The sequence below is a fragment of the Rhizobium sp. NRK18 genome (genome assembly GCF_024385575.1).
In the GTDB taxonomy this organism is placed as follows: domain Bacteria; phylum Pseudomonadota; class Alphaproteobacteria; order Rhizobiales; family Rhizobiaceae; genus JANFMV01.
The window spans coordinates 3,793,500-3,819,797 of record NZ_JANFMV010000001.1; the positions used below are offsets into that span (position 1 = coordinate 3,793,500).

General features: G+C 63.2%; 26 protein-coding genes. 12 read left to right on the plus strand and 14 right to left on the minus strand.

The window, feature by feature from the left end; all coding sequences use genetic code 11:
• The first annotated feature begins 39 nt into the window (after window positions 1-39).
• Window positions 40-1,188 carry a glycosyltransferase family 4 protein gene (locus NN662_RS18020; RefSeq protein WP_261931590.1) on the plus strand — a complete coding sequence of 383 codons (1,149 nt, stop codon included), beginning with the start codon at window positions 40-42 and terminating at the stop codon, window positions 1,186-1,188.
• Entirely contained in the window at window positions 1,181-2,176 is a 996-nt protein-coding gene (locus NN662_RS18025) for a glycosyltransferase family 8 protein (protein WP_261931591.1), read from the plus strand. Before NN662_RS18020 ends, NN662_RS18025 begins: the two co-directional genes overlap by 8 nt.
• Here the strand turns inward: NN662_RS18025 and NN662_RS18030 are convergent.
• From NN662_RS18030 to NN662_RS18065, 8 genes are all read right to left on the minus strand, one after another.
• Window positions 2,124-2,972, minus strand: coding sequence for a glycosyltransferase family 25 protein (locus tag NN662_RS18030; RefSeq protein WP_261931592.1), 849 nt, complete (start codon window positions 2,970-2,972; stop codon window positions 2,124-2,126). The two genes, NN662_RS18025 and NN662_RS18030, sit on opposite strands and share 53 nt — an antisense overlap.
• Window positions 2,973-3,180: 208 nt before the next feature.
• Window positions 3,181-4,638 carry a TrkH family potassium uptake protein gene (locus tag NN662_RS18035; protein WP_261931593.1) on the minus strand — a complete coding sequence of 486 codons (1,458 nt, stop codon included), beginning with the start codon at window positions 4,636-4,638 and terminating at the stop codon, window positions 3,181-3,183.
• Between the two features lie 63 nt (window positions 4,639-4,701).
• Window positions 4,702-5,517 (minus strand): pyrroline-5-carboxylate reductase, encoded by an 816-nt coding sequence (proC, locus tag NN662_RS18040; protein WP_261931594.1) that lies wholly within the window; start codon window positions 5,515-5,517, stop codon window positions 4,702-4,704.
• A gap of 134 nt (window positions 5,518-5,651) precedes the next feature.
• Window positions 5,652-6,596 (minus strand): TonB family protein, encoded by a 945-nt coding sequence (locus NN662_RS18045; protein WP_261931595.1) that lies wholly within the window; start codon window positions 6,594-6,596, stop codon window positions 5,652-5,654.
• A complete protein-coding gene (locus NN662_RS18050; protein WP_261931596.1) occupies window positions 6,593-6,994 on the minus strand; it encodes an ExbD/TolR family protein in 402 nt (133 codons plus the stop codon). The genes NN662_RS18045 and NN662_RS18050 overlap by 4 nt, the downstream gene beginning before the upstream one ends.
• Window positions 6,995-6,998: 4 nt before the next feature.
• Window positions 6,999-7,379, minus strand: coding sequence for an ExbD/TolR family protein (locus tag NN662_RS18055; protein ID WP_261931597.1), 381 nt, complete (start codon window positions 7,377-7,379; stop codon window positions 6,999-7,001).
• A complete protein-coding gene (locus NN662_RS18060; RefSeq protein WP_261931598.1) occupies window positions 7,369-8,073 on the minus strand; it encodes a MotA/TolQ/ExbB proton channel family protein in 705 nt (234 codons plus the stop codon). Before NN662_RS18060 ends, NN662_RS18055 begins: the two co-directional genes overlap by 11 nt.
• A gap of 22 nt (window positions 8,074-8,095) precedes the next feature.
• Entirely contained in the window at window positions 8,096-8,536 is a 441-nt protein-coding gene (locus NN662_RS18065) for a hypothetical protein (RefSeq protein ID WP_261931599.1), read from the minus strand.
• Between the two features lie 316 nt (window positions 8,537-8,852).
• Here NN662_RS18065 and hemP point away from each other — a divergent pair, with 316 nt between their 5' ends.
• The 6 genes from hemP to NN662_RS18095 all read left to right on the plus strand — a co-directional run bounded on the left by hemP (window position 8,853) and on the right by NN662_RS18095 (window position 13,890).
• Entirely contained in the window at window positions 8,853-9,029 is a 177-nt protein-coding gene (gene hemP / locus NN662_RS18070; RefSeq protein WP_261931600.1) for a hemin uptake protein HemP, read from the plus strand.
• 12 nt (window positions 9,030-9,041) lie between these two features.
• Window positions 9,042-10,094 carry a hemin-degrading factor gene (locus tag NN662_RS18075; RefSeq protein WP_261931601.1) on the plus strand — a complete coding sequence of 351 codons (1,053 nt, stop codon included), beginning with the start codon at window positions 9,042-9,044 and terminating at the stop codon, window positions 10,092-10,094.
• Window positions 10,095-10,101: 7 nt separating this feature from the next.
• A complete protein-coding gene (locus NN662_RS18080) occupies window positions 10,102-10,989 on the plus strand; it encodes a hemin ABC transporter substrate-binding protein (protein ID WP_261931602.1) in 888 nt (295 codons plus the stop codon).
• 5 nt (window positions 10,990-10,994) lie between these two features.
• Window positions 10,995-12,089: a FecCD family ABC transporter permease gene (locus NN662_RS18085; RefSeq protein ID WP_261931603.1), complete on the plus strand. Its 1,095-nt coding sequence runs from the start codon at window positions 10,995-10,997 to the stop codon at window positions 12,087-12,089.
• A 14-nt stretch (window positions 12,090-12,103) separates the two neighbouring features.
• Window positions 12,104-12,892, plus strand: a complete 789-nt coding sequence (locus NN662_RS18090; RefSeq protein WP_261932023.1) for a heme ABC transporter ATP-binding protein — start codon at window positions 12,104-12,106, stop codon at window positions 12,890-12,892.
• A gap of 266 nt (window positions 12,893-13,158) precedes the next feature.
• Window positions 13,159-13,890, plus strand: a complete 732-nt coding sequence (locus NN662_RS18095) for a matrixin family metalloprotease (RefSeq protein ID WP_261931604.1) — start codon at window positions 13,159-13,161, stop codon at window positions 13,888-13,890.
• Between the two features lie 18 nt (window positions 13,891-13,908).
• On the opposite strand, the gene pncB is transcribed toward NN662_RS18095, so the two are convergent.
• The 6 genes from pncB to NN662_RS18125 form a co-directional block, all read right to left on the minus strand.
• Window positions 13,909-15,213, minus strand: coding sequence for a nicotinate phosphoribosyltransferase (gene pncB, locus NN662_RS18100; protein ID WP_261931605.1), 1,305 nt, complete (start codon window positions 15,211-15,213; stop codon window positions 13,909-13,911).
• Between the two features lie 139 nt (window positions 15,214-15,352).
• Window positions 15,353-15,619 carry a hypothetical protein gene (locus NN662_RS18105; RefSeq protein WP_261931606.1) on the minus strand — a complete coding sequence of 89 codons (267 nt, stop codon included), beginning with the start codon at window positions 15,617-15,619 and terminating at the stop codon, window positions 15,353-15,355.
• A gap of 114 nt (window positions 15,620-15,733) precedes the next feature.
• On the minus strand, window positions 15,734-17,362 hold the full coding sequence (locus tag NN662_RS18110) for an ABC transporter ATP-binding protein (protein WP_261931607.1): 1,629 nt from the start codon (window positions 17,360-17,362) through the stop codon (window positions 15,734-15,736).
• Window positions 17,359-18,501: an ABC transporter permease gene (locus NN662_RS18115; protein WP_261931608.1), complete on the minus strand. Its 1,143-nt coding sequence runs from the start codon at window positions 18,499-18,501 to the stop codon at window positions 17,359-17,361. Before NN662_RS18115 ends, NN662_RS18110 begins: the two co-directional genes overlap by 4 nt.
• Window positions 18,501-19,598, minus strand: a complete 1,098-nt coding sequence (locus NN662_RS18120) for a microcin C ABC transporter permease YejB (RefSeq protein ID WP_261931609.1) — start codon at window positions 19,596-19,598, stop codon at window positions 18,501-18,503. Before NN662_RS18120 ends, NN662_RS18115 begins: the two co-directional genes overlap by 1 nt.
• 154 nt (window positions 19,599-19,752) lie before the next feature.
• Window positions 19,753-21,597 carry an extracellular solute-binding protein gene (locus tag NN662_RS18125; protein WP_261931610.1) on the minus strand — a complete coding sequence of 615 codons (1,845 nt, stop codon included), beginning with the start codon at window positions 21,595-21,597 and terminating at the stop codon, window positions 19,753-19,755.
• 181 nt (window positions 21,598-21,778) lie between these two features.
• Between NN662_RS18125 and mepA the strand changes: the two genes are divergently transcribed.
• From mepA to NN662_RS18145, 4 genes are all read left to right on the plus strand, one after another.
• Entirely contained in the window at window positions 21,779-22,831 is a 1,053-nt protein-coding gene (mepA, locus tag NN662_RS18130; RefSeq protein ID WP_410010949.1) for a penicillin-insensitive murein endopeptidase, read from the plus strand.
• Between the two features lie 130 nt (window positions 22,832-22,961).
• Entirely contained in the window at window positions 22,962-23,351 is a 390-nt protein-coding gene (locus NN662_RS18135; protein ID WP_261931612.1) for a methylglyoxal synthase, read from the plus strand.
• A gap of 15 nt (window positions 23,352-23,366) precedes the next feature.
• Entirely contained in the window at window positions 23,367-24,392 is a 1,026-nt protein-coding gene (locus tag NN662_RS18140) for a glucokinase (protein ID WP_261932024.1), read from the plus strand.
• Between the two features lie 115 nt (window positions 24,393-24,507).
• Window positions 24,508-26,295 carry an ABC transporter ATP-binding protein gene (locus NN662_RS18145; protein ID WP_261931613.1) on the plus strand — a complete coding sequence of 596 codons (1,788 nt, stop codon included), beginning with the start codon at window positions 24,508-24,510 and terminating at the stop codon, window positions 26,293-26,295.
• The last annotated feature ends 3 nt before the right edge of the window (window positions 26,296-26,298 follow it).

Consider the following 26,298-nt stretch of genomic DNA (forward strand, 5'->3'; position numbering starts at 1 on the left):
TCTGATGGATGATTCGAGGGACGCCGGAATGAGATTTCAATGCGATTTATCCAGGTAGTCATTGCAGAAGGGGATGCTATTCCCTCGGGAGCATCTCTGCGCAATAAGGCGAATTTCGATGCACTGTCAACGCTTTGGTCCGGAGCTGGGCACGGCGAAGTTGCAGCCCTCAGAGCCGACAAGAGACTGGGCCGGAAAGCGCGTACGAAGCTCGTGATGCCGCTATCGGCCGAGGATCTGGCACAGCTGGTCGATGCGTGCCTGCGTGAAAGGCCGGCCTTCGTCCTGGTGGAGGGAATCCAACTTTTTCAGGCTGTCGAGGCGCTCGTGACGTCCATACCTGATCTGCCCGTCATCATCGACATGCACAACATCGAAAGCACCCTGCGCATGGCCGCTGCCCTCGAGCGCGCTGGGCGCCTGATACGCCCCCTTGCCCTGCCGATCCTTGCCCTGAAACGCTGGCACGGCATGCGCGTCGAACGCCAGGGCGTAGATTGGGCCCGGCAGGTCTGGATCTGTTCGCCATCCGACCTGCAGGAGGCCGAAAGGAGGTTCGGCGCGGGTCGTCTGGCGGTCGTACCCAACCCGATCCCCGATTGGACCCGCACGTCACCGCCGCGCACGGCCCGGAAGATGCAGGAAATCCTGTTCCTCGGACATCTCGGCTATTTTCCAAACCGGCGTGCCGTCGAGATGCTATGCAACGACATCATGCCGAAGGTTCGCCGGCTGGCGCCGCAAGCAACACTGCATGTGTGCGGCAGACGCCCAAGACGGGACGTCGAAGCCCTGGTGCGGTCGTCGGGACATCGGCTGACGGCGAACCCTTCCAATCTGGCGGACGTCTACGCGACGGCGGCCGTGGCGGCGATGCCGATCCCGGTCGGTGGGGGAACACGCCTGAAAGTGCTCGAAGCCATGGCGGTCGGATGTCCCATTGTCGCAACGGCCAAGGCCGTCGAAGGGTTGGGCTTGATGCCTCAGGAACATTACCGCCGGGCGGAAAGTCCAGAGGAGTTTGCCACCGAAATTGCGGCCCTTCTGGCGCCAGGCGAAGCGGCAGCGCAGATGTCTGAACGCGCGCGTCGCCTGGTGCAGGAGCGTTTCGGGCCGGAAGCGCATCTCGCTGCAGTCCGCAATGCCCTGGTCTCGGCCGATCTTCTGGATGAAACTAGGGATGTCTGAAATCCGCCGGCATATCCTTGTCGCGACCGCCGTGGACACCGGTGGTGTGACCGCCGTTACCGCGCTGATCCGTTCATTGGCGGAAAATTCCCCGCAGACGGTGTTGGTGATCCTGTCGATCGACCTCTCCGGGGACGAAGAAGACCTACTGATAACCGTCGCCGATCGGGTCGGCCTGACGACCAGCATCATGCCTTTCGACACCGGCCTGCTCGATGGCGCCACCCTCAGGTCGTCGCATCTATCGCGCGCGGCGTATGCCCGGTTGTTCCTGGCGGAATGCCTCCCGAATGAGGACCGGGTGATCTGGCTTGATGCCGACACCGTCGTGCTGGACGACCTCGCCCCGCTCTCCCAGCTGGACCTCGGAGACAATCTGGTGGCGGCGGCCCCGGATCTCTTTATCGACGAAGAGGACATCGTCGCGACCGGAAGCCGCAATGGGCTGTATTTCAATAGCGGCGTGATGCTGATCAATCTGGCACTCTGGCGCAAGGAGGCCATTTCTCGGAGCGCCAGAGTGCATATGACGGCACCCGATCTCGTCTGTGAAGACCAGTCCGTGTTGAACCGCCTCTGCGCCGGTCGGGTGCTGCTGCTGGAACACGTGTGGAATTTCCATGCGGGACGCTTCGCCGAGTATCCGGCCTCACTGCGACGCGCCCGGCCGAAGGTTCTGCATTTCTGCGGCCAGCGAAAGCCCTGGCTCGGTCCCATGCCGTTCGGCCGCGTCTATTTGCATTATCTTCCGGAAGACATCCGCAAGGCGACGATCACGACCTTTTCCCAGGAGCCCCTCTTGCGACGCATGGAGCTTGCGCAGCGCCGCATACTCGGACTTCTGGGAGCCCGGCCAAAGCACTGGAAGGCCGGGCAACTGGCGCTCGCTCTGGCGGCGGCCGAACGTCGTCTGTTGCGGCAACGAGCCGAGCCGGCTAGTGCCGCCGAAGAATCTGCGCAAGATAGAGGCGCGCGCGAACCTGCTTGAAGCCGGCGATCACCATGCCCAGAAGACTGCGCAGCAGGTTCTTGCGCCGCCGGACATCCCGTCGACCGCCTTCCAGCAATGAACCTCCGAGGGTATGGCTGACCTCGGACACGATATTGGGCTGAACCGAACATACGCGCAGTCCGAACTCCCAGCACCAGGAGAGGTCTTCGTCGACCGGCCGGTAGATGCGCTTTCTCGTCAGCAATCGCCGCGCCGCGTCGCGGGTGATCAGGTAGGCAACGCAGCCGGATGCCGGGTATTTGTAATCGACGACCGTGATGCCTTTCCATTGATGCCGTGCGACGATCTTCTTCGGCCAGAAGTCGAAGAGCTTCAGCACATCCCAGGTCGCGTGATCGGCCGCGTTTCTCATCACATGCGTGAACGTTGCAGCATCCGTGACCAGGAGATCGTCCTCGGCGACCAGCGCAACATCGCTTTCGCCGTCGGCGATGCGCTTCCAGATTTTCCTGTGGCCGCAGTAAACGGCGATTTCGGCTGCCGAGAGACTGCGTTTCGAAAGCAGCAGGTTCAACCCGGGAGAATACAACCTCGTTTCCGACACGTCACCGGAACGAATGCCCTCGACAAACTCGCACCGCATCTGCATGCGATCGAACAGTTTCGAGCAATGGAGCCTTCTCGCACCATCAACCGCATCAATCGTCAGGACGTAGATCGGAACAGACCCGATCCCGGGAGACGATCCATATCGGCGACGGAATTCCTGACCTTCGAACGTCGCCTCGCCGGGAATCGCTGCCGACGACAGAATTTCGTGCTCCAACGACATGTCGGGAAGAGACCTTGGGTAACCGATGTTGAGATCTTGAAAGGGTGTCGTTTAGCCTTTGGTCCGAAGCGACACAATCTTGAATTGAACGCCTGATATTCATTGCTTCAGTCTGTTGCCGATTTGCGTCGAAACTATATGAGCCTGGCGTGCCGATATGGGATCGTCCGTGAAAAGCCTTCGGCACGCATCGAACACGTGTCTGCCTCTACCGTCTCCAGAAGGCCGGGATCAGCATGACGTAGAAGGTCATCAGCTCGAGGCGGCCGAGGATCATGGCAGCCATGATCCACCATTTGGCGAGTTCCGGGATCGCGGAGAAGTTGGTGGATGGACCGACGAGCGGACCGAGGCCGGGGCCGGCATTGGCCATGCCCTGGGCAACCGCCGAGGTCGCCGAGAGGAAGTCGACGCCCGTTGCCATGACCAGCATGGAGAGGACGAACAGGGTGACGATGTAGACGAAGAAGAAGTTGCGGACGTTGCTGACCACGGCCTCGTCGACGGCGCTGCCCTGATAGCGCACCCGCATGACCGAGTTGGGATAGAGCATGCTTTTGAGGCCGCGGATCACGCCGGCAAACAGGATCTGCCAGCGGAAGATCTTGATCGAGCCGGCCGTCGAACCGGCGCAGCCGCCGATGAGATAGAGCATGAAGAACAGGCCGACGGCGAAGCTGCCCCAGGTCGAGAAGTCGGAGGTGGCAAAGCCGGTATCGGTGATGATGGAGGTGACGTTGAAGGCCGAAACGCGCAGCGCCTCGCGCGGGATCATGCCCTGTGAAATGTTCCAGATCGTGCACAAGCCGATCGCCGTCGCCAGCACAATCAGGAACGCCTTCACCTGGTCGTCGACGAAGGGCTTCTTGCCGCGATTGACGAGGAACACCGCATAGGAGCCAAGCGGCAGGGCGCCGGCGACCATGAAGATCTCGGTGACGACTTCGATCGGCACCGACCGATAGTAGCCGATGGAGGCGTCCTTGGTGGAAAGTCCGCCCGTGGCGATCGTCGCCATGGCGTGGTTGATGGCGTCGAAGGCCGGCATGCCGGCAAACATCATGGCGATCACGCAGGCGAGCGTCAGGCTCAGATAGACGAACAGGATGGCGCGCACCATCTGGCTGATCTTCGGAAACGGCTTGCCGGAGATATCGGAGGATTCCGACTGGAAGAGCTGCATGCCGCCGACGCGCAACGCCGGCAGGAAGGACAGCGCCATGACGATGATGCCGACGCCTCCGAGCCATTGCAGCAGCGAGCGCCAGAGCAGGAGACCGCGCGGCATGTTGTCGAGGCCGACGAGAATGGTGGAGCCGGTCGTCGTCAGCGCCGAGACGGATTCGAACATGGCGTCGGTAAAGCCGATGTGCTGCGAGCTGCCGAGCAGCGGAATGCAGCCGAAAAACACCGCCAGAAGCCAGGCGCTGACGGTGATCAGGAAGCCAGTGCGCCGGTCCGTCACGTCGAAATGCTTTTCGCGGAAGGCAAGCACCAGAAGGGCCCCGACCGCGCCGGTAATGACGGCGGAGATCGCGAAGTTGCGCGCATCGCCGTAATTGTAGTCAGCCAGATCGACAATGGCCGGCACCAGCATCATGGTGGCGAGCGGCCAGAGGAAAAGACCGTTCAGGAACAGAACGAAACGAATGCGGTCGATGGTCATGCTGTCTCTTGCCGACGGGCTGAGGGGGCTAGACGGCGATCCTTAAGGAGTTGGGCCGGTCAGTCAATCCGCCTTGCCGAGTTCGATGCTGCGGTCACAGGCCGCACGCGTGGCTTCGGCGACCAGCGTTTTCGTTCGATCATCGGTCATGAAGACCTTGAGCGCCGCAGCCGTCGTGCCGTTCGGGCTCGTCACCTGCTCGCGCAGCGTGCCGGGATCCGTATCCGAGGCCATGGCCAGCCGGCCGGCGCCGAGAACGGTCTGCTTGGCGAGAAGGGCTGCGGTCTCCCGAGGCAGACCGAGCGCAACGCCGGCATCGATCAGCGCCTCGATGAAGTGGAACACATAGGCCGGCCCGGAACCGGAAATGGCGGTGACGGCATCCATCTGCGCCTCGTCGTCGATCCATGCGACGGCGCCGGAGGTCTTCAGCAGCGTTTCGGCCAGCGCGCGGGCTTCGGCGCTGACCTTGTCGCCGGCAAACAGCACCATCATGCCCTCGCCGATCGCTGCCGGCGTGTTCGGCATGCAGCGGATGATCGACGCGCCGGCGGGCAGGTTCTTCGCCATCGTCGCCGTGGTAATGCCCGCGGCAACCGAGACGAAGGTCGCCTTGCGCTCGGCGAAGGCCGCGCATTGCTTGAGAACGTCGCCAACCGTATTCGGCTTGACCGCGATGACGACCAGATCCGGCGACAGATCGGCCGGCAGTTCCGCGACGGCAGCTACAGCCATGGCTCCGGCACCGGCGGCGCGGGTGCGGAGAGCCTCCGCCGGCTCGACGACATGAACGGCAAGCGCGGGATTGTCGGCCATCCAGCCGCGCATCATCGCAAAACCCATGTTTCCGCAGCCGATCAGGAGAATGGTGTGTGCCATCGTATGCCTCGCTTGAATGTGTCCCCTCGGGCAGCGGGTGGAAAGATCACCCGGCCGAAGCCCGGCGCGGCATCGTCGCACCGCGCGTCACCGCATATCAGACCCTGCGGCGGGACGCAAAGCGGCCTATCACATCAGCGGTCGAAGCGGATCGGGACGACGAACTGCCAGCTTGAACGGCCAGCGCCATCCGGGATCGGCGGAAACGGTGCTGCGCGGCGAACCGCCTCGGCGGCAGCCCGGTCCAGTTCGGCGGAACCGGAGCTTCTGGCGACCCTGATCGAGCCGACGTTGCCGTTCCGGTCGACGGTGAAGGAAACCCTCGCCTCGCCTCCGCTGCCCGCACCGGACGGAAAGCGGACGGCGCGGCGCAGTTTGCGGGCGACCTTGCCCGGGTAATTGGAAACCGCCGCATTGCCGGCAACGCTCGCCTTGCGTCCCTGGCTTTGCGCCTCGCGCGATTGTCGGCTGTCGGCGTCGGCGTCACCCCCCGAGCCCTTTGCCTGGCGCACCGGTCTCGTGCGTGCCTTGTCCTTCTTGCGGGGACGATCCGGCTTGGCTGCGACGGGCGGCTTCGGACGCGGCAGCGGAACGACCTCCGGCACCGGTTCGATCGCCTCGATCTCCTGCGGCTCGGCCTGGACCGCAGCAACTTCCGCAACGGAATCGGTTTCCGCCGTCTCTGTCGGTTCGAGCTCGGCTTGCGTGGCCCTCGGTGCTTCCGTGGCCTCCAGCGGGACATCGTCTGTCGCAGTGTCGGCAGGCTCGACTTCGCTCGTCTCAGGCGGCACCGTTTCTGCCGGTTCCAACTCAGCCGTCTCAGTGGGCTCTTCGGTCGGATCCGTCTCTTCCATGTCCGCCTCGGAAAGTTCCGTCGGCTCGACCGTGTCCGACTCGTCGGAGGCCTCGCCCGCCATCTGCGCGTCGGCGAAAGCGTCACCCAGTACCGTCACGCCCTCGTCGCTCGATCCGGCGATCAGCACCTCGTCGGGGCCGGGCGCGAAAATGCCGGCAAAGGCCATGTGCACGAAGGCGGACAGCACGAGCGCCGCACCCCACTGGATCATGCGCGTCTTCATTGGGCGGCCCGTTCGGTCACGAGTTCGATCTTCCCGGCGCCGGCCTCCTGAAGAGCAGCGACAACTTCCAGCAGGCGCGTGGCCGGCAACCGTCTATCGGCCACCAGCCGGTATGTTCCGTCGCCGGCGTCATCGTTCTGCAGGCGCATCTCGACATAGGCGGCGGCCGTCACCGGCTGACCGCGAAACCGAAGGCTGCCGTCTTCGAGCACGGCCAGCGCATCGGGCGGCGGAGAGGGCGAAGACTGCTCCGTCTCGATCATCGCCAGACCGGTATCGATCGGCGGAGCGAGCGTGCCGGCGATCAGGAAGAAGATCAGCATCAGGAAGACGACGTTGATCAGGGCGATGGTGCTCTCGACTTCGCGCTTCTGTCTCTTGCGGGCTATCGAAATCATGGCACTACTTCGCAACCGTCACGGTGAACTGAAGATATCTGAGGGTTTCCAGCGCCTTCACGAAACCCTGCGAGGCAACCGCCGGATCGACGATCAGGAGCGCCCTGGCGGCGCCCTTTTCGCGGTAGCCTTCCAGCGTCGACGCTATATCGGCCTGTCGGACCGAAACGCCGTTGATCTGCCACTCCTCGTCGCCGGGCTTGACGATGATGTCGGCGGTCTGGCGTCCGCTGCCGCCGGCAGATGCAGGGGCCGCAAGTTCGACCGAGGCGAAGCGCGTGAAGGTCGAAGACAGCATGAAGAACAGCAGAAGCAGGAAAATGACATCGATCAGCGAGGTCATCGACAGGCGCCGGCGTGACCGGCGCGGCATGTCAAGTCGCATGCCGCAGCTCCACGGGGCGAAGCGGTGCCTGTTGGCGCGGATCGCGCGGGGAGCGCAGGGCCGGCGACAATATTTCCGAGGCCATCGTCTCGATCGCCACCCGCTCCTTTTCCACCCGCGCTTCCAGATAGGTCAGCACCAGCGAGACGGGCATGGCAACCGCAAGTCCTGCGGCGGTCGTCAGAAGCGCCACCCAGATGCCGCCGGCGAGGATGGACGGATCGACGGAGCTTCCCGCACCCTGCAGCTTCTGGAACGCGTCGATCATACCGAGCACGGTGCCGAACAGGCCGAGAAGCGGGGCGAGCTGGACGCAGATGTCGAGGAAGCGGAAGCCGCCTTCCAGCGAATGCAGCCTGACCAGCGCGATGCGGCCGATCTCTTCCTCGATGTCTGACTTGGCGAGATCACCCCGTCGCGACAGGCGGATCGCGGTGGCAACGGCGGAGGCACTGGCGCTTCGCCCTGTCCGTACGAGCGTTTCCGCCTCGTCGGTTTCGCCCGCTTTGAAGAGAGCGACGGCCTTCGCGGCGCGGCCGGTGCGACCAACCCTCAGCATGCTGAACTGGACGAGCTTCAGCCCCACCAGGGCAGCGGCCACGATCGACGTGACAAAGAGGATGACCACCACCGGCCCACCCAGCTCCAGGAACGAGGCGAGCATGTCGTAGGATCCGGAAAAATAAGCGTTCATGTCCATTTCCCTCGCGAGCGGGTTACTTGCCAAACTTCAGGTCTGTGCGGTTGGCCGTTTCCAGCACGCCGTTGCAGGCCTCGGTTCCGCCCGGAAGACCATCGCAGGCGGCGGCGCCATTGATCAGAAGGCGCGAGAAGCTTGTGCACTCGCCGTCCTTCAGATCGAACTGCTTGACCACCGTCTTGCCATTCGGGAGTTCGCCGAAATTGAAGACCGTCAGCCGGTCGACGAGATCGCGACTGTCGAAAAGAACGACCTCGAATGCCGCCTTTTTCAGCTCCGCGCCGGTGTGGTTGCTGGTCACGAAGGTCATGCGGCAGCCGCCGCCGACGGAGGTGAGCTTGTTGAGTTCGATCTGCAACGGTGGAGCGGCGACGGCCTCGCCCGCCGCCGCCGCCGGCTCCGCGGCGGCAAAGGCCATCGCGGCCAATGAAATCCGAAATCCGGTCCTCATCATCATCGATTGCTTCCCTGGAACTGATCCGCACGCTCAGCAGGCGGGCGAACATAAATATGATTTTAAAACTCATCTTTGGCTAGAATACATGATTCAATTAGTCAACAATAATTCCTGCATCACCCCCGCCTTCGCCATTTGCGCCGGCGCGGGTTCGCTCTGGATCGCCTAAAAGGTGATTTTTAAAATCATGTATTGCGGCAGCAAATTAAGTTGACTATGATAATCATATTAATGCGAAAAGCCCAGCCAGCACTGCAAGCCAGGCCTCAGAAAAACCAGCCCTTTTTGAAAATCGGGTGACCTGATGAAGTGTGACATGGGCACGAGCAACAATTACGACGTCGAGGACCGCGGCGAGCCCGCGGACAATACCGCACCCGTTTATTCAAGCGCATTTCTCTTCAAGGGCACGGGCGAGATTCGGATCGAGCATGCCGGCTTTTGCTATCGGCTGAAGATCACCCGCCAGGGCAAACTTATTCTCAACAAGTAGAAGAGGCGCAGAATGAACGGCACATTGCCGAGCGCGGAAGACATCCGCAAAGCAAGACTGGACAATCCGAAACTCCGGGAGCGCGATCTCGCGGCACGGCTTGGCATATCCGAAGCCGACTATGTCGCCGCCTGGACCGGCTATGGCGTGCGCCGGATTTCGACGGACTTCGAAGCGCTGTTTCCCGGCCTGGAGGCCTTGGGCGAGGTCATGGCACTGACCCGCAATGAATTCGCGGTTCACGAGAAGATCGGTGTCTTCGATCGCTACATTCACGGCCGCAACACCGCCATGATGCTCGGCGAACAGATCGACATGCGGATGTTTGCCAGACATTGGGTGCATGGCTTCGCCGTCGAGTTCGATACCGGCGAAACGATAAAGCGCAGCTTCCAGTTCTTCGACGCCAGCGGCGAGGCGGTCCACAAGGTGCATCTGCGTCCGGCCAGCGATGTGAGCGCCTGGCAGGCGCTCGCCGACAGGCTGGCGCTCCCCGACCAGACCATCCCGGTCGCCGCCACCGCCTATCCGCGCACCAGCCCCGTCAACGACAATGCCGTTCCGCACGAAACACTTCGCCAGCGCTGGGAAGGCATGACCGATACCCATCAGTTCGTCGGCATCCTGAAAGACCTCGAACTGTCGCGCCTGAAGGCTATCGAGAGCATCGGCGAGGATTTCGCCTGGCAGCTGGCACCGGACGCGGTGCATGCGATGATGCTCGCCGCCGTCGACGACGGGCTGCCGATCATGTGCTTCGTCGGCAATCGCGGCTGCATCCAGATCCATTCCGGACCGCTCCACAACGTCGCGACGATGGGACCCTGGGTCAACGTGATGGACCCGACCTTCCACCTGCATCTGCGCGCCGACAAGATCGCCCAGACCTGGGCCGTGCGCAAACCGGTGGACAAGGGTCATGTCTCCTCCATCGAGGCTTACGACACCGAAGGCGAACTGATCATCCAGTTCTTCGGAAAGCGCATCGAGGGTCAGGACGAGCGGTCCAACTGGCGGGCTATCGTCGAATCTCTGCCGCGCCTTTCCGACACTCGGGCGGCATGAGACGGCGATGATTACGATTTCCAGACGCGCATTTGTCGCGACTGCCCTTGCCGGTTCCGCCGCGCTGGCATGGCCCCGCCTTGCCGGCGCGGCATCTGCCACGACACCATCCCGCATCGTCTCGATCGGCGGCTCGCTGACCGAGATCGTCTTTGCGCTCGGCGCCGGCGACCGGCTTGTGGCGCGCGACACGACCTCCACCTATCCGCCGGAAGCGACCAGGCTTCCGGACACCGGCTATATCCGCGCGCTGTCACCGGAAGGCGTGCTCTCGGTCAATCCCGATCTCATCCTCGTCCTCGAGGGTGCCGGACCGCCGGAAGCCCTCTCCGTGCTGGAGCAGGCCGGCATCCCGCTGACAACGGTGCCGGACGGCTACGACCGCCAGGCCATCATCGGCAAGGTGCACGCCGTCGGCGAGGCAATCGGCGAGCAGGAGAAAGCGGCAGCGCTGGCCTCCCGGCTCGACGCCGACCTTGGCGCCGCCGAGGCTGCAGCCGACGCGGTCACAGAGCGCAGGAAGGTTCTCTTCGTCCTTTCGCTGCAGAACGGCCGGGTGATGGCGGCGGGTGCGAATTCGCATGCGAACTCGATCATCACAATGGCCGGCGGTGAAAACGCGATGGCCGGCATTTCCGGCTACAAGCCGGTGAGCGACGAGGCCATCCTCGCCGCCGCGCCAGACCTGATCCTGATGATGACCGGAGCCGGCGATCACGCGGCCGGCGACGCGGACGTACTGGCCCAACCGGCAATCGCTCAAACGCCGGCCGGCAAGGCCGGGCGCATCATCCGCATGGACGGGATGTATCTGCTCGGCTTCGGCCCACGGACACCCGATGCCATCCGCGATCTGCATAGCGCCCTATACAAACCGGCGTCACATACGGAATGACGGCCATGCTTCAAGAGGTCGAGCGGCACGCCCTCCGGCGGCGGACTGGATTTTGGCCGTCCGACCGTGCCGCGCGCGCCCGAATTGCCATACCGGCACTCTGCATTGCGCTGGTGCTCGCCTGCGGCGTCTCGCTTACGGCCGGGGCATCCGACACATCGGCCCTTCACGCCATCCTGGCGCTTGCCGGCCTGTCCGATTCCAGCATATCCGCCAGCGACCGGATCATCCTCGGCGCCATCCGCCTGCCGCGGATCGCACTCGGCGCACTGGTCGGCGCGGCGCTGGCCGTCTCCGGCGCGTTGATGCAGGGGCTTTTCCGCAATCCGCTGGCCGACCCGGGGCTTGCCGGCGTGTCTGCCGGCGCGGCCCTAGGGGCGGCCGGCATGATCGTGCTCGGCGGCACGCTGCTTGCCCCTCTCACCGCCCTCTTCGGCTTCTCGGCCCTGCCGGTCGCGGCCTTCGGCGGCGGCCTTGCCACCACGACGATCCTCTACCTGACTGCAACGCGCCGGGGGCGGACATCGGTCGCAACCATGCTGCTTGCCGGCATCGCGCTCGGTGCCTTTTCCGGAGCGGCGACCGGCATCCTCGTCTACATCGCCGACGACAAGCAATTGCGCGATCTGACCTTCTGGGGGCTCGGTTCGCTGGCGGGCTCCACCTGGAGCAAGGCCTTGACGGTCGGCCCCCTGATCCTCGCTTGCCTCGCTGCCGCGCCCTTCCTCGGAAAGAAGCTCAATGCGCTTGCCCTCGGCGAGGCGGCCGCCGGCCATATGGGCGTGCCGGTTCAGCGCCTGAAGAGCGCCAGCATCCTGCTGGTCTCCGCCATGACAGGCGCGGCAGTCGCCGTCAGCGGCGGCATCGGCTTCGTCGGCATCGTCGTGCCGCACATCATCCGCCTCTCGGTCGGTCCGGACCACCGCACCCTGCTGCCGGCGTCCGCCTTGCTCGGAGCCTCGCTGCTCGTGCTTGCCGACGCCTTCGCCCGGACCATTGTCGCACCGGCGGAATTGCCGATCGGCATCGTTACGGCGACGGTCGGCGCACCCGTCTTCCTCTGGCTGCTGCTCAAGAGCCGCGCGGTGGTCGACCTGTGAGCGCTTCATCCGATATGCGATACGAAGCCCGGGCGATCTCGGTGAGGCTAGGCGGGCGACCAATCCTCACCGAGCTGAATTTCAGCGCGTCCGCCGGTCAGATCACCGTGATCGCCGGACCGAACGGTTCCGGCAAGACGACGCTCATCAAGGCGCTTTCCGGCGAGCTGGCGGTGGCCGGCGACGTGACCATCAATGGCCGGGCGCTGCGGGCGCTGAAGCCATGGCAGTGTGCCGCCTTGCGGGCCGTACTGCCGCAGGAAATCCATCTCGCCTTTCCGTTTACCGTAGACGAGGTTGTTTCGCTCGGCATTGCCGCCGGCGTTCACGGCGGCTCGGCGGTGGACAACCGGCGGCGCATATCGCAGGCGCTTGCCGCCGTCGATCTTGCCGGCTTTTCCGGCCGGCTCTACCAGGAACTTTCCGGTGGCGAGCGCCAGCGCGTGCAGCTGGCCCGCGTGCTCTGCCAGATCTGGGAACCGGTTGCGCATGGCGAACCGCGATGGCTCCTGATGGATGAACCGGTCGCCAGCCTCGACATCCGCCACCAGATCGGCCTCATGGAAATCGCCCGCTCCTACGCCCGGCGCGGCGGCGGCGTCATCGCCGTCATGCACGACCTCAATCTCAGCGCCATGTTCGCCGATCGCATCCAGCTGATGAAGGGCGGGCGGGTCGCGGCGCTCGGCACCCCTGCCGAAGTGTTCGATGCCAGGACACTGCAAACGGTGTTCGATTGTGCAATCGTGCCCGGCATTGCCCCCGAAAGCGGCAATTTCATCTTGCCGCAAAGCGTCGCGTGATCTGCTTTTGCCGAGATGTCGGGGCAAGCCGCCCCTGGCATGGCGATTGCTTGTTTTATGGTTTGGTCATCACCGGCCGACCGGCCGGACCGAGGGTGTGAGGCCCGCATACCGCAATTTCTGGGGAGTTGCGTCAACGGCAAGCCTCGGGTCACCTTGTGGAAACATGATGATCGCTAACCATCCGGCCTGTGGGGACAGGCCTGGCGGACATCGACGGGGCGAGGAATTTGGGCAGACATTCCAGGATGGCGCTTGGCGCCTGCATGCTTTTCGTATTCGGGCTTGGAACGGTTCAGGCCGCGGACAATCATTACAAGCTTCTGAAGCTTGACGGCCATGTCGTCAAATGGGGCGATCCCACTCTCGGTTCGCCCGCGCATGTGACCTACGCCTTCGTGACGGCGGCGTTTCATGATCCCGAAGCGCGAAACTGCAGCGACATCGTTCCGCTGAAGGGCGTCGAGAAGACCTCGGGCCTCGGCGGAGACGAACTTCGCCGCCAGGCGGCCGCGGCCGCTGCTCTCTGGTCCAGCGTGGCCGGCATCACCTTCGAGGAAGTCACCGATCCGGCGAAGGCGAATATCCTGATCGGCGAACAGGGAAAGCCGCGTGGTTACGCCTTTGCCAATGTCGAATATCGCAAGCCGATGCTGGCCAGAGACGGAAAGCAATCGGACGACCGCGCGCTGAACATTCCGGACAGTCGGACCGATCTGCGTCAGGCGCCCGGTGCCCAGACCGTGGCGACGATTTCCCGTTCGATGATCTGCCTCAACCCGGAGCGGACCTGGAAAAGCGGCTTCGGTGGAAACGCGTCAGCCTATGACATCCGCTACACGTTCACGCATGAACTGGGGCACGCGATCGGCCTCGACCATTACTATCACGCCGGCTTCCTGATGTACTACAAGTACACGGAAACGTTTCGCGCACCCCAGCAGGGCGACATTGACGGCGCCCGCGCCCTCTACGGACCGCCGATCGCGACCCGGTAACTTCCGGGCGCTCGACGTTCAGACCAGCACTTCCTGGTCGACCCGGTCCTCGCTGCCGAAGAACTGCAGGTATCGCTTGACGGCTTCCGGCTCGCCGGTCGCCTTCTGCGGATTGTCGGAAAGCTTGACCGCCGGACGGCCATTGGCGTCGGACACCTTGCAGACGATGGAAATCGGCTTCAGTCCTTCGATCGGGTCGGGCGCGCAGCCGGCGAAATCATTGGTGAGGTTCGTGCCCCAGCCGAAGCTCATGCGCACCCTGCCCTCGAAGTGGCGATAGGTGTCGATGATCGCATCCACGTCGAGACCGTCGGAGAAGATCAGCAGCTTTTCCTTGGGGTCGCGGCCCATCTTCTTCCACCAGGCGACGATCTTTTCACCACCCTCGATCGGCGGGGCGCTGTCCGGACGGAAACCGGTCCAGTCGGCCACCCATTCCGGCGCATTCTTGAGAAAGGCCGCCGTTCCGAAGGCGTCGGGCAGGACGATCAGCAGGTTGCCGCCGTAAAGCGTGTTCCAGTCCTTCAGCACCTTGTACGGCGCGTCGGCGAGTTGCTGGTCGGTTTCAGCGAGGGCTGCGGCGACCATCGGCAGTTCGTGCGCATTGGTGCCGACGGCTTCGAGATCGGAATCCATGGCGAGCAGCACGTTGGAGGTGCCGGTGAAGGCCGGACCTATGCCTTCCTTCAACGCTTCCACGCACCACCGCTGCCAGAGGAATGAATGGCGCCGGCGGGTGCCGAAATCGGAAATCCTCAGGCCCGGCAGCGCCTTCAGCCGGTCGACCTTGTCCCACATCTTCGCCTTGGCGCGGGCATAGAGCACGTCCAGCGTAAAGGGACCGAGCGAGCGCATCGCGGCGCGCGACCGAAGCTCGTTGATGATAGCCAGCGCCGGGATTTCCCAAAGCGTCGTTTCCATCCAAGGGCCGTGGAAGTCGAGCTGGTACTGGCCGTCACGGCGCGTCAACTCGTATTCCGGCAGCTGGAATTTCGACAGCCATGCCAAGAATTCCGGTTCGAAGATCTGCGAGCGGCCGTAGAAGGTGTTACCGGCCAGCCAGATCAGCTCCTTCTTCGACAGCCGCAACGTGCGGGCGTGATCGAGCTGCTCGCGCAGTTCCATTTCGTCGATCTCGTCGGCAAGGCGGACGGACGTCGTCCGGTTGATCAGCGAAAACGTCGCATGGACGTCCGGATAAAGCTTCCAGATCATCTGCAGCATCAGGAGCTTGTAGAAGTCCGTGTCGATCAGGCTGCGGATGATCGGGTCGAGCTTCCAGGCGTGGTTGTACACACGCCGGGCGATATCTGTCTTCATCATGTGCTCCCCCGGACTCCAACCACACGTCTGCACAGAAATGCAAAGTGCCGAAGCAACCGGGCTTCGGCACCAGCGACGTTATCGTGAAATATGGGACGAAAGTCCAGTGGCGTGACCGAAGGTTGCACCTTCATTGGCCCTAATTGGACGGAGCAGTTGTACCGCTATCCACCGGCGCAGTCTGGCTGACGCCCGCAGGAGACGGATTGCTCGGCTCGCCCGTGCGACCCCACCACTCAAGCGGCAGCCAGAGTGCGAAGGCTATAGCCAGTGCGGCAAGCAGAACGTAGAGGACCGGGCGTCCCAGACGGCCTTGCCGCGCCTCCTTCGGCTCAAGCGGCTTTTCGGTTTTCATGGCCTCGGCGCGCGGAGCAACCTTCGAGGCGAAGTCGGTCTGACTGTTCATGTCGGCCTCCCTTGTCTGCCTGTTTCATCATGCCCTCCTCATGGGAAGGGTTCATGATCTCAACGCTTGACAGGTGCAAGGGTTCCTTGCAGCCGAGGGAGCGGGCCTGCCCGGCTACTGGCTGACGGCAGCGGTATCGACCGCTTTCATGTCGAAAGCGGCGGCCATCAGCGCCCGGGTATAGGGGTCTTCGGGATCGGAGAAAATCTTCTCCGCGGGCCCTTTCTCGACAACCTTGCCGAGCCGCATGACGACGACATCATTGGCAAGCGCCTTGACGACCTTCAGGTCGTGACTGATGAACAGATAGGCGAGATCGTGGCGCCTCTGCAGGTCGCGCAGGAGATCGACCACCTGAGCCTGGACGCTCATGTCGAGAGCCGAGGTCGGCTCGTCGAGCATGACGAAGCGCGGTTTGAGCACCATGGCGCGGGCAATCGCGATACGCTGACGCTGGCCGCCGGAGAATTCGTGCGGATAGCGCCAGCGGGTGGCCGGATCGAGGCCGACCTCTTCGAGCACGCCGGCAACGCGACGGTCGCGCTCGTCGGCGCTGAGCGTCCGCTCATGGATCTTCAGTCCTTCGGCGATGATCTCGCCCACCGACATACGGGGGCTGAGCGAGCCGTAGGGGTCCTGGAAGACCACCTGCATTTCCTGGCGCAGCGGCAGCATCTCCTTGAACGAATAGCCGGCTATGTCCCGGCCGACGAAGGCGATCCGGCCGCGCGAGGAAATGAGCCGGGTCAACGCCATGCCGAGCGTCGTCTTGCCGGAACCGGATTCACCGACGACGCCGAGCGTGTGGCCCGCCCTCAGCGTCACGTCGATGCCGTCCACAGCCTTCACATTGTCGACGACCTTGCGCAGGAAGCCCGCCTTGATCGGGAACCAGACCTTGACGTCTTCCGCTTCCATGACCACCGGCTTGGCATCGTTGCGTTCGGGCGGCTGGCCGCTCGGCTCGGACGACAGCAGGTGACGGGTGTAGGCGTGCTGGGGATTTCCGAAGATGTCGGCGACCGGACCGCTTTCGACGATCTTGCCCTTGGTCATGACGCAGACGCGATCGGCGAACTTGCGCACAATGCCGAGGTCGTGGGTAATGAACAGCATGGACATGCCATGCGTCGTCTTCAGGTCCTTCAGGAGTTCGAGGATCTGCGCCTGCACGGTGACGTCGAGTGCCGTCGTCGGTTCGTCGGCAATCAGCAGTTTGGGCCGGTTGGCAAGCGCCATGGCGATCATCACACGCTGGCGCTGGCCGCCGGATAGCTCGTGCGGATAGGCCTTCAGGCGCTTTTCCGGCTCGCGGATGCCGACCTGGTTCAACAGTTCCAGAATACGGTCGCGCGCCGGCTTGCCGACGATGCCGCCATGCAGCGCCAGGATCTCGCCGATCTGCTTCTCGATCGAATGCAGCGGATTGAGCGAGGTCATCGGCTCCTGGAAGATCATGGTGATGTCGTCGCCGCGCACCTTGCGCAGCTCGGCCTCGCTCACCTTCAGGAGATCGCGGCCGGAAAACAGGATCTCCCCCGACGGATGGCTCGCCGCCGGATAGGGCAGGAGCTGGAGGATCGAATTGGCGGAAACAGACTTGCCCGAACCGGATTCGCCGACCAGGGCCAGAACCTCGCCGGGGGCTATGTCGAAGGATATGCGATCGACGGCAAGCGACGTCTCGCCACCCTGATGGAAGGCGACGGACAGATCGCGGACGGAGAGAAGGGGTTCGGTCATTTGAACGTCTTTCGCGGATCGAAGGCGTCGCGGACCGCTTCGCCGATGAAGATCAGCAGCGAGAGCATGATCGACATGGTGAAGAAGGCCGTGAGGCCGAGCCACGGCGCCTGAAGATTGCGCTTGCCCTGGTCGATCAGTTCGCCGAGCGACGGCGAGCCGGGCGGCATGCCGAGACCGAGGAAGTCGAGCGAGGTCAGCGTCGTGATCGAGCCGGACAGGATGAAGGGCAGGAAGGTCAGCGTCGCCACCATCGCATTCGGCAACAGGTGGCGGAACATGATCGTCCAGTTGCCGACGCCAAGCGCGCGCGCCGCCTTCACATATTCGAAATTGCGGGCTCTGAGGAACTCGGCGCGGACGATGCCGACGAAGCCGACCCAGGAGAACAGCAGCATGATGCCGAGCAGCACGAAGAAGCCCGGCGGCAGCACCGAGGAAATGATCAGCAGGATGTAGAGCACCGGCATCGACGACCAGATCTCGATGAAGCGCTGCATCAGGAGATCGAGCCAGCCGCCGAAATAGCCCTGCATGGCGCCGGCGCTGACCCCGACAAAGGCCGAGGCGATGGTGAGCGCAAGGCCGAAGAGGACAGCGACGCGGAAGCCGTAGATCATGCGGGCGGTGACGTCGCGCGCCTGGTCGTCGGTGCCGAGCCAGTTCATGTTGCCGAGAACGCAATCCGGATCGTTGACGCCCTGCGGATAGCCCGAGCAGCGCTCCTCCTTGCTCATCAGCCAGAACGGCGCGGTCGGTGCCGAATGGGGAATGTTGGAGTTGGCGGTGTCGTAGGAATAGCGGATCGGCGGCCAGAGCATCCAGCCGTTCGCATTGATCTCGTCGCGGATGAATTCGGAGCGGTAGTCCGTGTCGGCATAAAAGCCGCCGAATTTCTCTTCCGGATAATCGACCAGCACCGGAAAGAGGATCTCGCCCTTGTAGGAGACGATCAGCGGCTTGTCGTTGGCGATGAACTCGGCGCCCATCGACAGGGTGAACAGGACGAGGAATATCCAGAAGGACCAGTAGCCGCGTCGGTTCGCCTTGAAATTGGCAAGCCGCCGCTGATTGGTCGGATTGAGGAACGGCCGCTTCGGAGGCTTTGCCGCGACAGTTTCGGTAACACCCGCTTCCATCAGACTTCCCTCCGCTCGAAGTCGATGCGCGGATCGACCCAGGTGTAGACGAGGTCGGAGATGAGACCGATGACCAGCCCCATCAGCGAGAAGATGTAGAGCGTACCGAAGACGATCGGATAGTCGCGGTTGACGATGGCGAGATAGCCCATGCGGCCGAGGCCATCGAGCGAGAAGATGTTTTCGATCAGCAGCGACCCGGTGAAGAAGGCCGAGATGAAGGCGCCAGGGAAGCCGGCAATGATGATCAGCATGGCATTGCGGAAGACGTGGCCGTAGAGCACCTGCCGGTCATTCAGCCCCTTGGCCTTGGCGGTGATGACATACTGCTTCTTGATCTCGTCGATGAAGGAATTCTTCGTCAGGAGCGTCGTCGTCGCGAAGGCGGCAAGCGACAGAGAAATGATCGGCAGCGTCAGGTGCCAGAAGTAGTCGATGATCTTTTCGTACCAGGTGAGCTGCCAGAAATTGTCGGAGACGAGGCCACGCAGCGGGAACCAGTCGAAGAAGGAACCGCCTGCGAAGACGACGATCAGCAGGATGCCGAACAGGAAGCTCGGCACGGCATAGCCGACGATGATGACGCCCGAGGTCCAGACGTCGAAGGCCGATCCGTCCTTGATCGCCTTGCGGATGCCGAGCGGAATGGAGATGCCGTAGGAGAGGATCAGAATCCACAGCCCGAGCGACATGGAGACCGGCAGCTTGTCGATGATGAGATCGATGACCGAGGTGTTGCGGAAGAAGCTCTCGCCGAAGTCGAAGCGGATATAGTCCCACATCATGTCGAGAAAGCGGGTGAGCGGCGGCTTGTCGAAACCGAACTGCTTTTCCAGCTTCTTGATCAGGTCGGGATCGAGACCCTGCGCGCCGCGATATTTGGAGTTCGCCTCGGAGAACTGATCCTGCTGGGCCAGGAGATCGCCTCCCGAGCCGGACAACCGGTCTTCGGCGCTGCCGCCCTGCCCTGTCAGCTGCGAGATGACCTGCTCGACCGGTCCGCCGGGCGCGAACTGAACAATTGCGAAGGAGATCGCCATGATCCCGATCATCGTGGGGATCATGAGGAGAAGTCGGCGAAGGATATAGGCGCCCATCTGCGGCTATTTCCCCTTTCCGGTTCGCGCCTGGCGCATTGCCGCCGGCCGAATCCTGTCTGTTGATGCCATTCTGTCCGTCAATCTCCCGCTCATGCCATCTGCGCTACCGTGCCAAGCTTGCGCCGCACCGACCATCTCGGCGGCAGGCACGCTACTTCTTCTCCGCCGACTTGGCCCACCACAGGTCCGGGAAGCCCATGGAATATTCCGGCAGGTTGTCGGGCCTGACGACATTGTTCCAATAGGCGATCGGCAACGACCGGCGGGAATAGCTCGGCACGACATACGCGCCGGCGAGGAGCACCCGGTCGAGCGCATGCACGGCGGCAATCAGCGTATCGCGGTTCGGCGCGAAGATGACCTTCTTGATCAGAGCGTCGATGCCGGGGTCCGCGATGCCTGCATAATTGTCGGATCCGGGACGTTCGGCCGACTGCGAGCCCCAATAGCCGGTCTGCTCATTGCCGGGGTTCATGCTCTGGGTCCAACCCTGGTAGACCACATCATAATCGAAGGCGCGCAGCCGGTTGGTGAACTGCGACGCATCGACCGAGCGAACGGTCGCCTTGATGCCGATCTTGGCGAGGTTGGCGACATAGGGCAGCGCCACGCGCTCGATGATCGGCCCGTCGAGAAGGATCTCGAAGGTAAAAGGCTCGCCGGTCTTCACATTGACCATCTGGCGGTTGCGGATCTCGTAGCCGGCCTGCTTGAAGAGATCGATGGCGCGGCGAAGGTTCTGCCGCTCCTTGATCTCGTCGCCACCGATCGGATTGGTGTAGGGCGTGGTAAAGACCTCCGGCGGCACAAGGTCCTTGACGCTGTCGAGGATTTCGAGTTCCTCGCCCTTCGGCAGGTCGCTGGACGCAAGCTCGGTGCCGAAGAAGTAGCTGTTGATGCGCGTGTAGCTGTTGTAGAAAATGGTGCGGTTGAGTTCTTCGAAATCGAAGGCGTAGTTGAGGGCCTGGCGGACGCGCTTGTCCTTGAACTGCTCGCGGCGCATGTTGGGGATGAAGCCGACCATGACGCCGCGCTTGCGGTATTCGTTTTCGAGTTCCTCCCGCTTGATGCGGCCGTCCTGTGCCGCCGGGAAATCGTAGGCCGTCGCCCAGCGCTTGGCGGAGTTGTCCCACCACCAGTCGAGATTGTGGCCCTTGAAGGCCTGGAATTCGACATCGCGGTCGGCGAAGAACGAATACTTCACCGTCTTGAAGTTGTTGCGGCCAACATTGACGTTCAGGTCCTTCGCCCAATAGTCGTCGCGCAGTTCGTAGGTGATGGTCGAACCGGGGGAGAAGGCGGCGATCTTGTAGGGGCCGGACGCCATCGGCGGCTCGAGCGAGGTCTTGGAAATGTCCCTCGGCTTGCCGTCCGGCCCGTTCGCCTGCCACCAGGCCTTCGAAATGACCGGCAACTGGCCGACGATCGACGGCAGTTCACGATTGCCCTTGTCGTCGAAGCGGAATGTCACCTCGCGCTCGCCCGTCACCTCAGCGGCGGTGACGTGGGCATAATATTGCGTGAACTTCGGATTGAGTTCCTTGTACTTTTCGAAGCTGAAGACGACGTCGGCAGGCGTAACCGGCGATCCGTCGGCAAACTTCGCCTCGGGTCTCAGGCGGAACACCGCGTAGGAGAAATCGTCCGGATAGGAGAGCGCCTCGGCGAGCAGGCCGTAGCTGGACGACAGCTCGTCATCGGCAGGCGTCAGCAGCGTGTCATAGAGCATTGAGATGCTGCCGGGGAGTTCGCCCTTGTCGAGCACGAAATTGAACGTGTCGTAGGTCCCGAGCTCGGAAACATTGATGCTGCCACCCTTGGGCGCATCGGGGTTTCCGTAGTCGAAACGCTTGAAGCCTTCCGGATATTTCAGCTCGCCGATGGTGGCGATGCCATGCCGCCAGACCAGATCGGCGGCACGCGCCGTTGCGGGTGACACGCTCTGCAGAAAAAGAAGGGCAAGGGAGAAAACAAGCGTCCGGAATGCCAATTTCATATAGGGACCTTTTTGGATTTGTTCGGCCATACCATAGGCGAAATACCGCGGAAATACAGGGGGCATTTCCACACAGACGGAGGCTCGCGGCGAACGCGGATCACAATTTCAACAAACCCTCCGTTCAGTGTAAGCTGGTACTCAAATCACCACCATCGAACCCTTTGCGGGAGGGGTATCAATGCAATCAAGGCTTTTTAAAGCCATACGGAAGCCGGCCATACTGGCGGCGACCGCCACGCTCGCGGTTTGTCAGTTGGCCGTCGACAGTTCTGCCGACGACAGGCCGGCCAAACAGGTTTTCGGCGCCATTGCGCTTCCGGAACAAGGCACCCCGCAATCGATCGGCTACTACGCCAATGGCTGCCTTGCCGGCGCCGTGGCACTGCCGACGGACGGACCCAGCTGGCAGGTCATGCGCCTGTCGCGCAATCGCCGCTGGGGGCACCCGGAGCTGGTGACCTGGATCGAACAGTATGCCGGCGACGTCGCTCGCAACGACGGTTGGCCCGGCATCCTCATCGGGGACATGTCGCAACCGCGCGGCGGTCCGATGGCCTCCGGCCACGCCTCGCATCAGGTCGGGCTCGACGTCGATATCTGGCTGCAGCCGATGCCGAACCACCGGCTGAGCGCCGACGAACGCGAGAAACTTTCGGCGCAGTCGCTCCTGAAAAAGAACGCCCGCCTGACTGTCGATCCGGCCAAATGGAACGACAGTTACGCAGACATGATCGTCCGCGCCGCCAATTACCCCGAAGTCCAGCGCGTCTTCGTCAACCCGTCGATCAAGAAGAAACTCTGCGAGACCTGGACCGGAAGCCGCGCCAATTTCGGCAAGCTGCGACCCTATTACGGGCATGACGACCATATTCATGTGCGCCTTTTCTGCCAGCCCGGCTCGCCCGACTGCAAGAAGCAGGCAGCCGTGCCTGCCGACGACGGCTGCGGCAAGGAACTCGCCTGGTGGTACTCCGACGAGCCCTGGGCGCCACCGAAAAAACCGGAGAAGCCCACGAAGCCCGCGCCGAAGCCGCATGTGAAGACGCTGGCCGACCTGCCGAAGGCCTGCACCGCCGTCGTGAACGGCCCGTCAGTCGCCTCCGTCGACGCCGCGACATTCCGCAGCGGTGCGGCGCCCGCTTCGCCGGCCACGGCATTCGCACCAGCCGAGCCAAGCGCGACCGGCGCCTTCGACGTGCCGGTTCCGCTTCCCCGCCCGGGGGGGCAGTGACATAGCATAGCAAGCCGCTGAAAATCGCCGGCCGATGGAATGGCGTCGGCCGCTCCCGCCTTTTCAAATCTCCCGATGATGCTATAGAAGCGGCTCAAATCGATTTAATTCACTTTGTCCCGGAGGCCTCATGCCCAGCGAAAAGTGCATTGCGCTCATCGCTCACGACCAGAAGAAGGACGACATGGCGGAGTTCGCCTATCAGAACTCCCCGCTTCTGTCCGAATGGCGGCTGGTGGCGACCGGAACGACGGGCGGCCGTATTCTCGACGTCTGTCCGCATCTCAACGTCACGCGCCTGAAAAGCGGCCCTCTCGGCGGCGACCAGCAGATCGGCGCACTGATCGCGACCGGCGACATTGACCGCTTGATCTTTTTCGTCGACCCTCTGACTCCGATGCCGCACGATGTCGACGTGAAGGCGCTCATGCGGCTGGCGATCGTCTACGACATTCCGATGGCACTGAACCGGTCATCGGCGCAAATTCTTCTGAACGACCTCGCCCGCAGCGGGACGTAGAACATGCAGGATTCAATGGCGGCGAACCAGCACCACGAACACGCAATGGCCTTTCCGGTCCTCATCGGCGATATCGGCGGCACCAATGCCCGCTTTTCGCTGCTCCTCGATTCCTACGCCGAGCCGAAGACCTTTCCGATCGTCCGGACGGCGGAATTCGAGACGATCGACGACGCCATCCAGCGCTGCATCCTCGACCATACCTCGGTTCAGCCTCGCTCCGCGCTTCTCGCCATTGCCGGGCCGATCCAGGGCGACGAATTGCCGCTGACCAACTGCCCTTGGGTGGTCAGGCCGCGCGACATGATCGCCAATCTCGGCTTCGAGGACGTCACGATCATCAATGACTTCGAGGCCCAGGCGCTGGCCGTCGCCTCGCTCAGGGATACCGACCGCGAGCAGATCGGCGGCGATGGCGAGGAGCGGATCGCGACCCGCGTCGTCCTCGGACCCGGCACGGGCCTCGGCGTCGCCGGCGTGGTCTATTCGCAGCACCGCTGGATTCCGGTGCCGGGCGAAGGCGGGCATGTCGATCTCGGGCCGCGCACCGATCGCGACTACCAGATTTTCCCGCATGTCGAGAAAATCGGCGGCCGGGTGTCGGGCGAACAGATCCTCTGCGGCCGCGGCATCGTCAATCTCTACAAGGCGATCTGCGCCGCCGACGGCGTCGAGCCGAAGCTCGGCGAGCCCGCCACGGTTTCGGAGAAGGGGCTGGACGGTTCCGACCCGCAAGCGAAGGAGACCCTCTCCCTGTTCGCGACCTATCTCGGCCGGGTGGCCGGCGACCTCGCCCTGACCTTCATGGCCAAGGGCGGCGTCTTCATTTCCGGCGGCATTCCGCAGAAGATCATGCCGGCGCTCAAAGCCGGCGGCTTCCGGGCCGCATTCGAGGACAAGGCGCCGCACAACAAGGCGATGGCCGGCATCGCCACCTATGTCGTCACCCATCCGCTGGCGGCACTTGCCGGCCTTGCCGCCTATGCCCGCGCACCCGGCGGCTTCAGCGTCGCGACCGAAGGCCGCCGCTGGCATCGGTGAGGCGGCGCGCCTGTGGCCTGTCGTCCTATAGCCAAAAGACGAGCGGTTCTTTATACAGCCGCTTGATCCGCCGCCCCCGGGCGTCGCCACTATTCGACAATGCAGGTCACAACACTTGAGCAAGAAAAAGCAGGCCATCGACACGCAAGGCATCTGGGTCGTCCTGAAAAGGGTGGTGCGTGAAAATGCCCGGGACCATATCAAGGGCTACGCTTTCGCTATTGGCTGCCTCGTCACGATTTCCGGCTCGACCGCCTTTACCGCCTGGATCATGAAGACGGTGGTGGACGAGGCGTTTGCCAAGCAGCGCGCCGACATCATCTGGGTGGTCTGCCTGTCGCTCCTCAGCGCCTTCGTGCTGCGCGGCTTCGCGACCTACGGCCAGGCGGTCGCCCTGTCGAAGATCAGCAACAACATCGTCGCCCGTTACCAGCGCCGCGTCTTCGCGCATCTGATGACGCTTTCCAGCAGCTTCTATGCCGAAGCCCGGTCGGCGCGTATCGCCGCGCAGCTGAACGGCAATATCGGCGGCATCGCCGGCATCCTCAACCTGACGGTGACGACGGCGGCGCGCGACTTCCTCAGCCTCATCGGCCTGATCGGCGTGATGATCGTCCAGGATCCGGTGTTGTCGTTCTTCGTCCTGATATTTGCCCCGATCCTGCTGTTCGGCATCCGCTACCTTTCCAAGCGCCTGCGGACGGCGTCGCGCGAATCGACGCTCGTCGGCGCGCAGGTGTTCGGGGCCATGCAGGAGACGATCGCCGGCATCGCGATCGTCAAGGCCTTCACCATGGAGCCCCAGCTCCAGTCCAAGATCGACAAGCTGATCGACTGGTCGGAAAACCGTGCGAACCGGATCGCCCGCCTCAGCGAGCGCACCGCGCCGCTGACGGACACGTTCGCGGGCATCGCGATCGCCTCGGTGCTGGCCTATTCCGCCTATCGCTCGATCTATTTCCACGTGCTCCCCGGCGCCTTCTTCTCCTTCGTCACCGCCCTTTTGATGGCCTACGATCCGGCACGGCGTCTGGCGCGCGTGCAGCTGAGCTTCGAGCGCGCCGCCGTCAATGCCAGCATGCTCTACGAAGTGCTCGACATGGAGCCGCCGCAGCGGGACAAGGACGGTGCGAAGGCGCTGGTGGTCGACAAGGCGACCGTCGAGTTCCGCGATGTCTGCTTCAGCTACAGCGACGGCGGCCGCATGATCCTCGACAATGTCAGCTTCACGGCCGAGGGCGGCAAGACGACCGCGCTCGTCGGGCCGTCCGGCGCCGGCAAGTCGACGGTGATCAATCTCGTGCCGCGCTTCTTCGATCCGGTGTCCGGCGCAGTGCTGATCGACGGCCAGAACATCGCCGACATCACCAAGGTGTCGCTGCGCCACAGCCTCGCCTATGTCTCGCAGCAGCCCTATCTTTTCGAGGGTTCGATCCGCGACAACATCCGCTACGGCCGCCCTGACGCGACCGACGCGGAGGTCGAGGAGGCGGCGCGCCACGCCTATGCGCACGACTTCATCATGCAGCAGGAGAATGGCTACGACACCCCGCTCGGCGAAAACGGCGTCACGCTTTCCGGCGGCCAGCGTCAGCGCCTGTCGATTGCCCGCGCGATCGTCCGCAACGCGCCGATCCTGCTTCTCGACGAGGCGACATCCGCGCTCGACACGGAGTCGGAAGCCGCGGTACAGAAGGCGCTGGACGTCGCCATGAGCGGGCGCACCGTCATCGTCATCGCCCATCGGCTGTCGACCATCGCCGATGCCGACAAGATCGTCGTGATGAACGACGGCCGGGTGATCGAGGAAGGCACGCACGAGACGCTGGCGCGCCAGGATAACGGCCTCTATGCGCGGCTGAACAGCCTGCAGCTGGATGCGCTCGGCCTCCAGGCCGACTGAGAA

Excerpts from the sequence above, each read along its gene's own strand:
- NN662_RS18055 (WP_261931597.1), bottom strand. The coding sequence starts at position 7,379 with ATGCGACTTGACATGCCGCGCCGGTCACGCCGGCGCCTGTCGATGACC.
- NN662_RS18065 (WP_261931599.1), bottom strand. The coding sequence starts at position 8,536 with ATGATGATGAGGACCGGATTTCGGATTTCATTGGCCGCGATGGCCTTT.
- NN662_RS18025 (WP_261931591.1), top strand. The coding sequence starts at position 1,181 with ATGTCTGAAATCCGCCGGCATATCCTTGTCGCGACCGCCGTGGACACC.
- NN662_RS18080 (WP_261931602.1), top strand. The coding sequence starts at position 10,102 with ATGATTACGATTTCCAGACGCGCATTTGTCGCGACTGCCCTTGCCGGT.
- proC (WP_261931594.1), bottom strand. The coding sequence starts at position 5,517 with ATGGCACACACCATTCTCCTGATCGGCTGCGGAAACATGGGTTTTGCG.
- NN662_RS18030 (WP_261931592.1), bottom strand. The coding sequence starts at position 2,972 with ATGTCGTTGGAGCACGAAATTCTGTCGTCGGCAGCGATTCCCGGCGAG.
- NN662_RS18125 (WP_261931610.1), bottom strand. The coding sequence starts at position 21,597 with ATGAAATTGGCATTCCGGACGCTTGTTTTCTCCCTTGCCCTTCTTTTT.
- NN662_RS18110 (WP_261931607.1), bottom strand. The coding sequence starts at position 17,362 with ATGACCGAACCCCTTCTCTCCGTCCGCGATCTGTCCGTCGCCTTCCAT.
- NN662_RS18035 (WP_261931593.1), bottom strand. The coding sequence starts at position 4,638 with ATGACCATCGACCGCATTCGTTTCGTTCTGTTCCTGAACGGTCTTTTC.
- NN662_RS18050 (WP_261931596.1), bottom strand. The coding sequence starts at position 6,994 with ATGATTTCGATAGCCCGCAAGAGACAGAAGCGCGAAGTCGAGAGCACC.
- mepA (WP_410010949.1), top strand. The coding sequence starts at position 21,779 with ATGCAATCAAGGCTTTTTAAAGCCATACGGAAGCCGGCCATACTGGCG.
- hemP (WP_261931600.1), top strand. The coding sequence starts at position 8,853 with ATGGGCACGAGCAACAATTACGACGTCGAGGACCGCGGCGAGCCCGCG.
- NN662_RS18085 (WP_261931603.1), top strand. The coding sequence starts at position 10,995 with ATGCTTCAAGAGGTCGAGCGGCACGCCCTCCGGCGGCGGACTGGATTT.
- NN662_RS18135 (WP_261931612.1), top strand. The coding sequence starts at position 22,962 with ATGCCCAGCGAAAAGTGCATTGCGCTCATCGCTCACGACCAGAAGAAG.
- NN662_RS18045 (WP_261931595.1), bottom strand. The coding sequence starts at position 6,596 with ATGAAGACGCGCATGATCCAGTGGGGTGCGGCGCTCGTGCTGTCCGCC.
- NN662_RS18060 (WP_261931598.1), bottom strand. The coding sequence starts at position 8,073 with ATGAACGCTTATTTTTCCGGATCCTACGACATGCTCGCCTCGTTCCTG.
- NN662_RS18105 (WP_261931606.1), bottom strand. The coding sequence starts at position 15,619 with ATGAACAGTCAGACCGACTTCGCCTCGAAGGTTGCTCCGCGCGCCGAG.
- NN662_RS18120 (WP_261931609.1), bottom strand. The coding sequence starts at position 19,598 with ATGGGCGCCTATATCCTTCGCCGACTTCTCCTCATGATCCCCACGATG.
- NN662_RS18020 (WP_261931590.1), top strand. The coding sequence starts at position 40 with ATGCGATTTATCCAGGTAGTCATTGCAGAAGGGGATGCTATTCCCTCG.
- NN662_RS18095 (WP_261931604.1), top strand. The coding sequence starts at position 13,159 with ATGCTTTTCGTATTCGGGCTTGGAACGGTTCAGGCCGCGGACAATCAT.
- NN662_RS18140 (WP_261932024.1), top strand. The coding sequence starts at position 23,367 with ATGGCGGCGAACCAGCACCACGAACACGCAATGGCCTTTCCGGTCCTC.
- NN662_RS18075 (WP_261931601.1), top strand. The coding sequence starts at position 9,042 with ATGAACGGCACATTGCCGAGCGCGGAAGACATCCGCAAAGCAAGACTG.
- NN662_RS18115 (WP_261931608.1), bottom strand. The coding sequence starts at position 18,501 with ATGGAAGCGGGTGTTACCGAAACTGTCGCGGCAAAGCCTCCGAAGCGG.
- pncB (WP_261931605.1), bottom strand. The coding sequence starts at position 15,213 with ATGATGAAGACAGATATCGCCCGGCGTGTGTACAACCACGCCTGGAAG.
- NN662_RS18090 (WP_261932023.1), top strand. The coding sequence starts at position 12,104 with ATGCGATACGAAGCCCGGGCGATCTCGGTGAGGCTAGGCGGGCGACCA.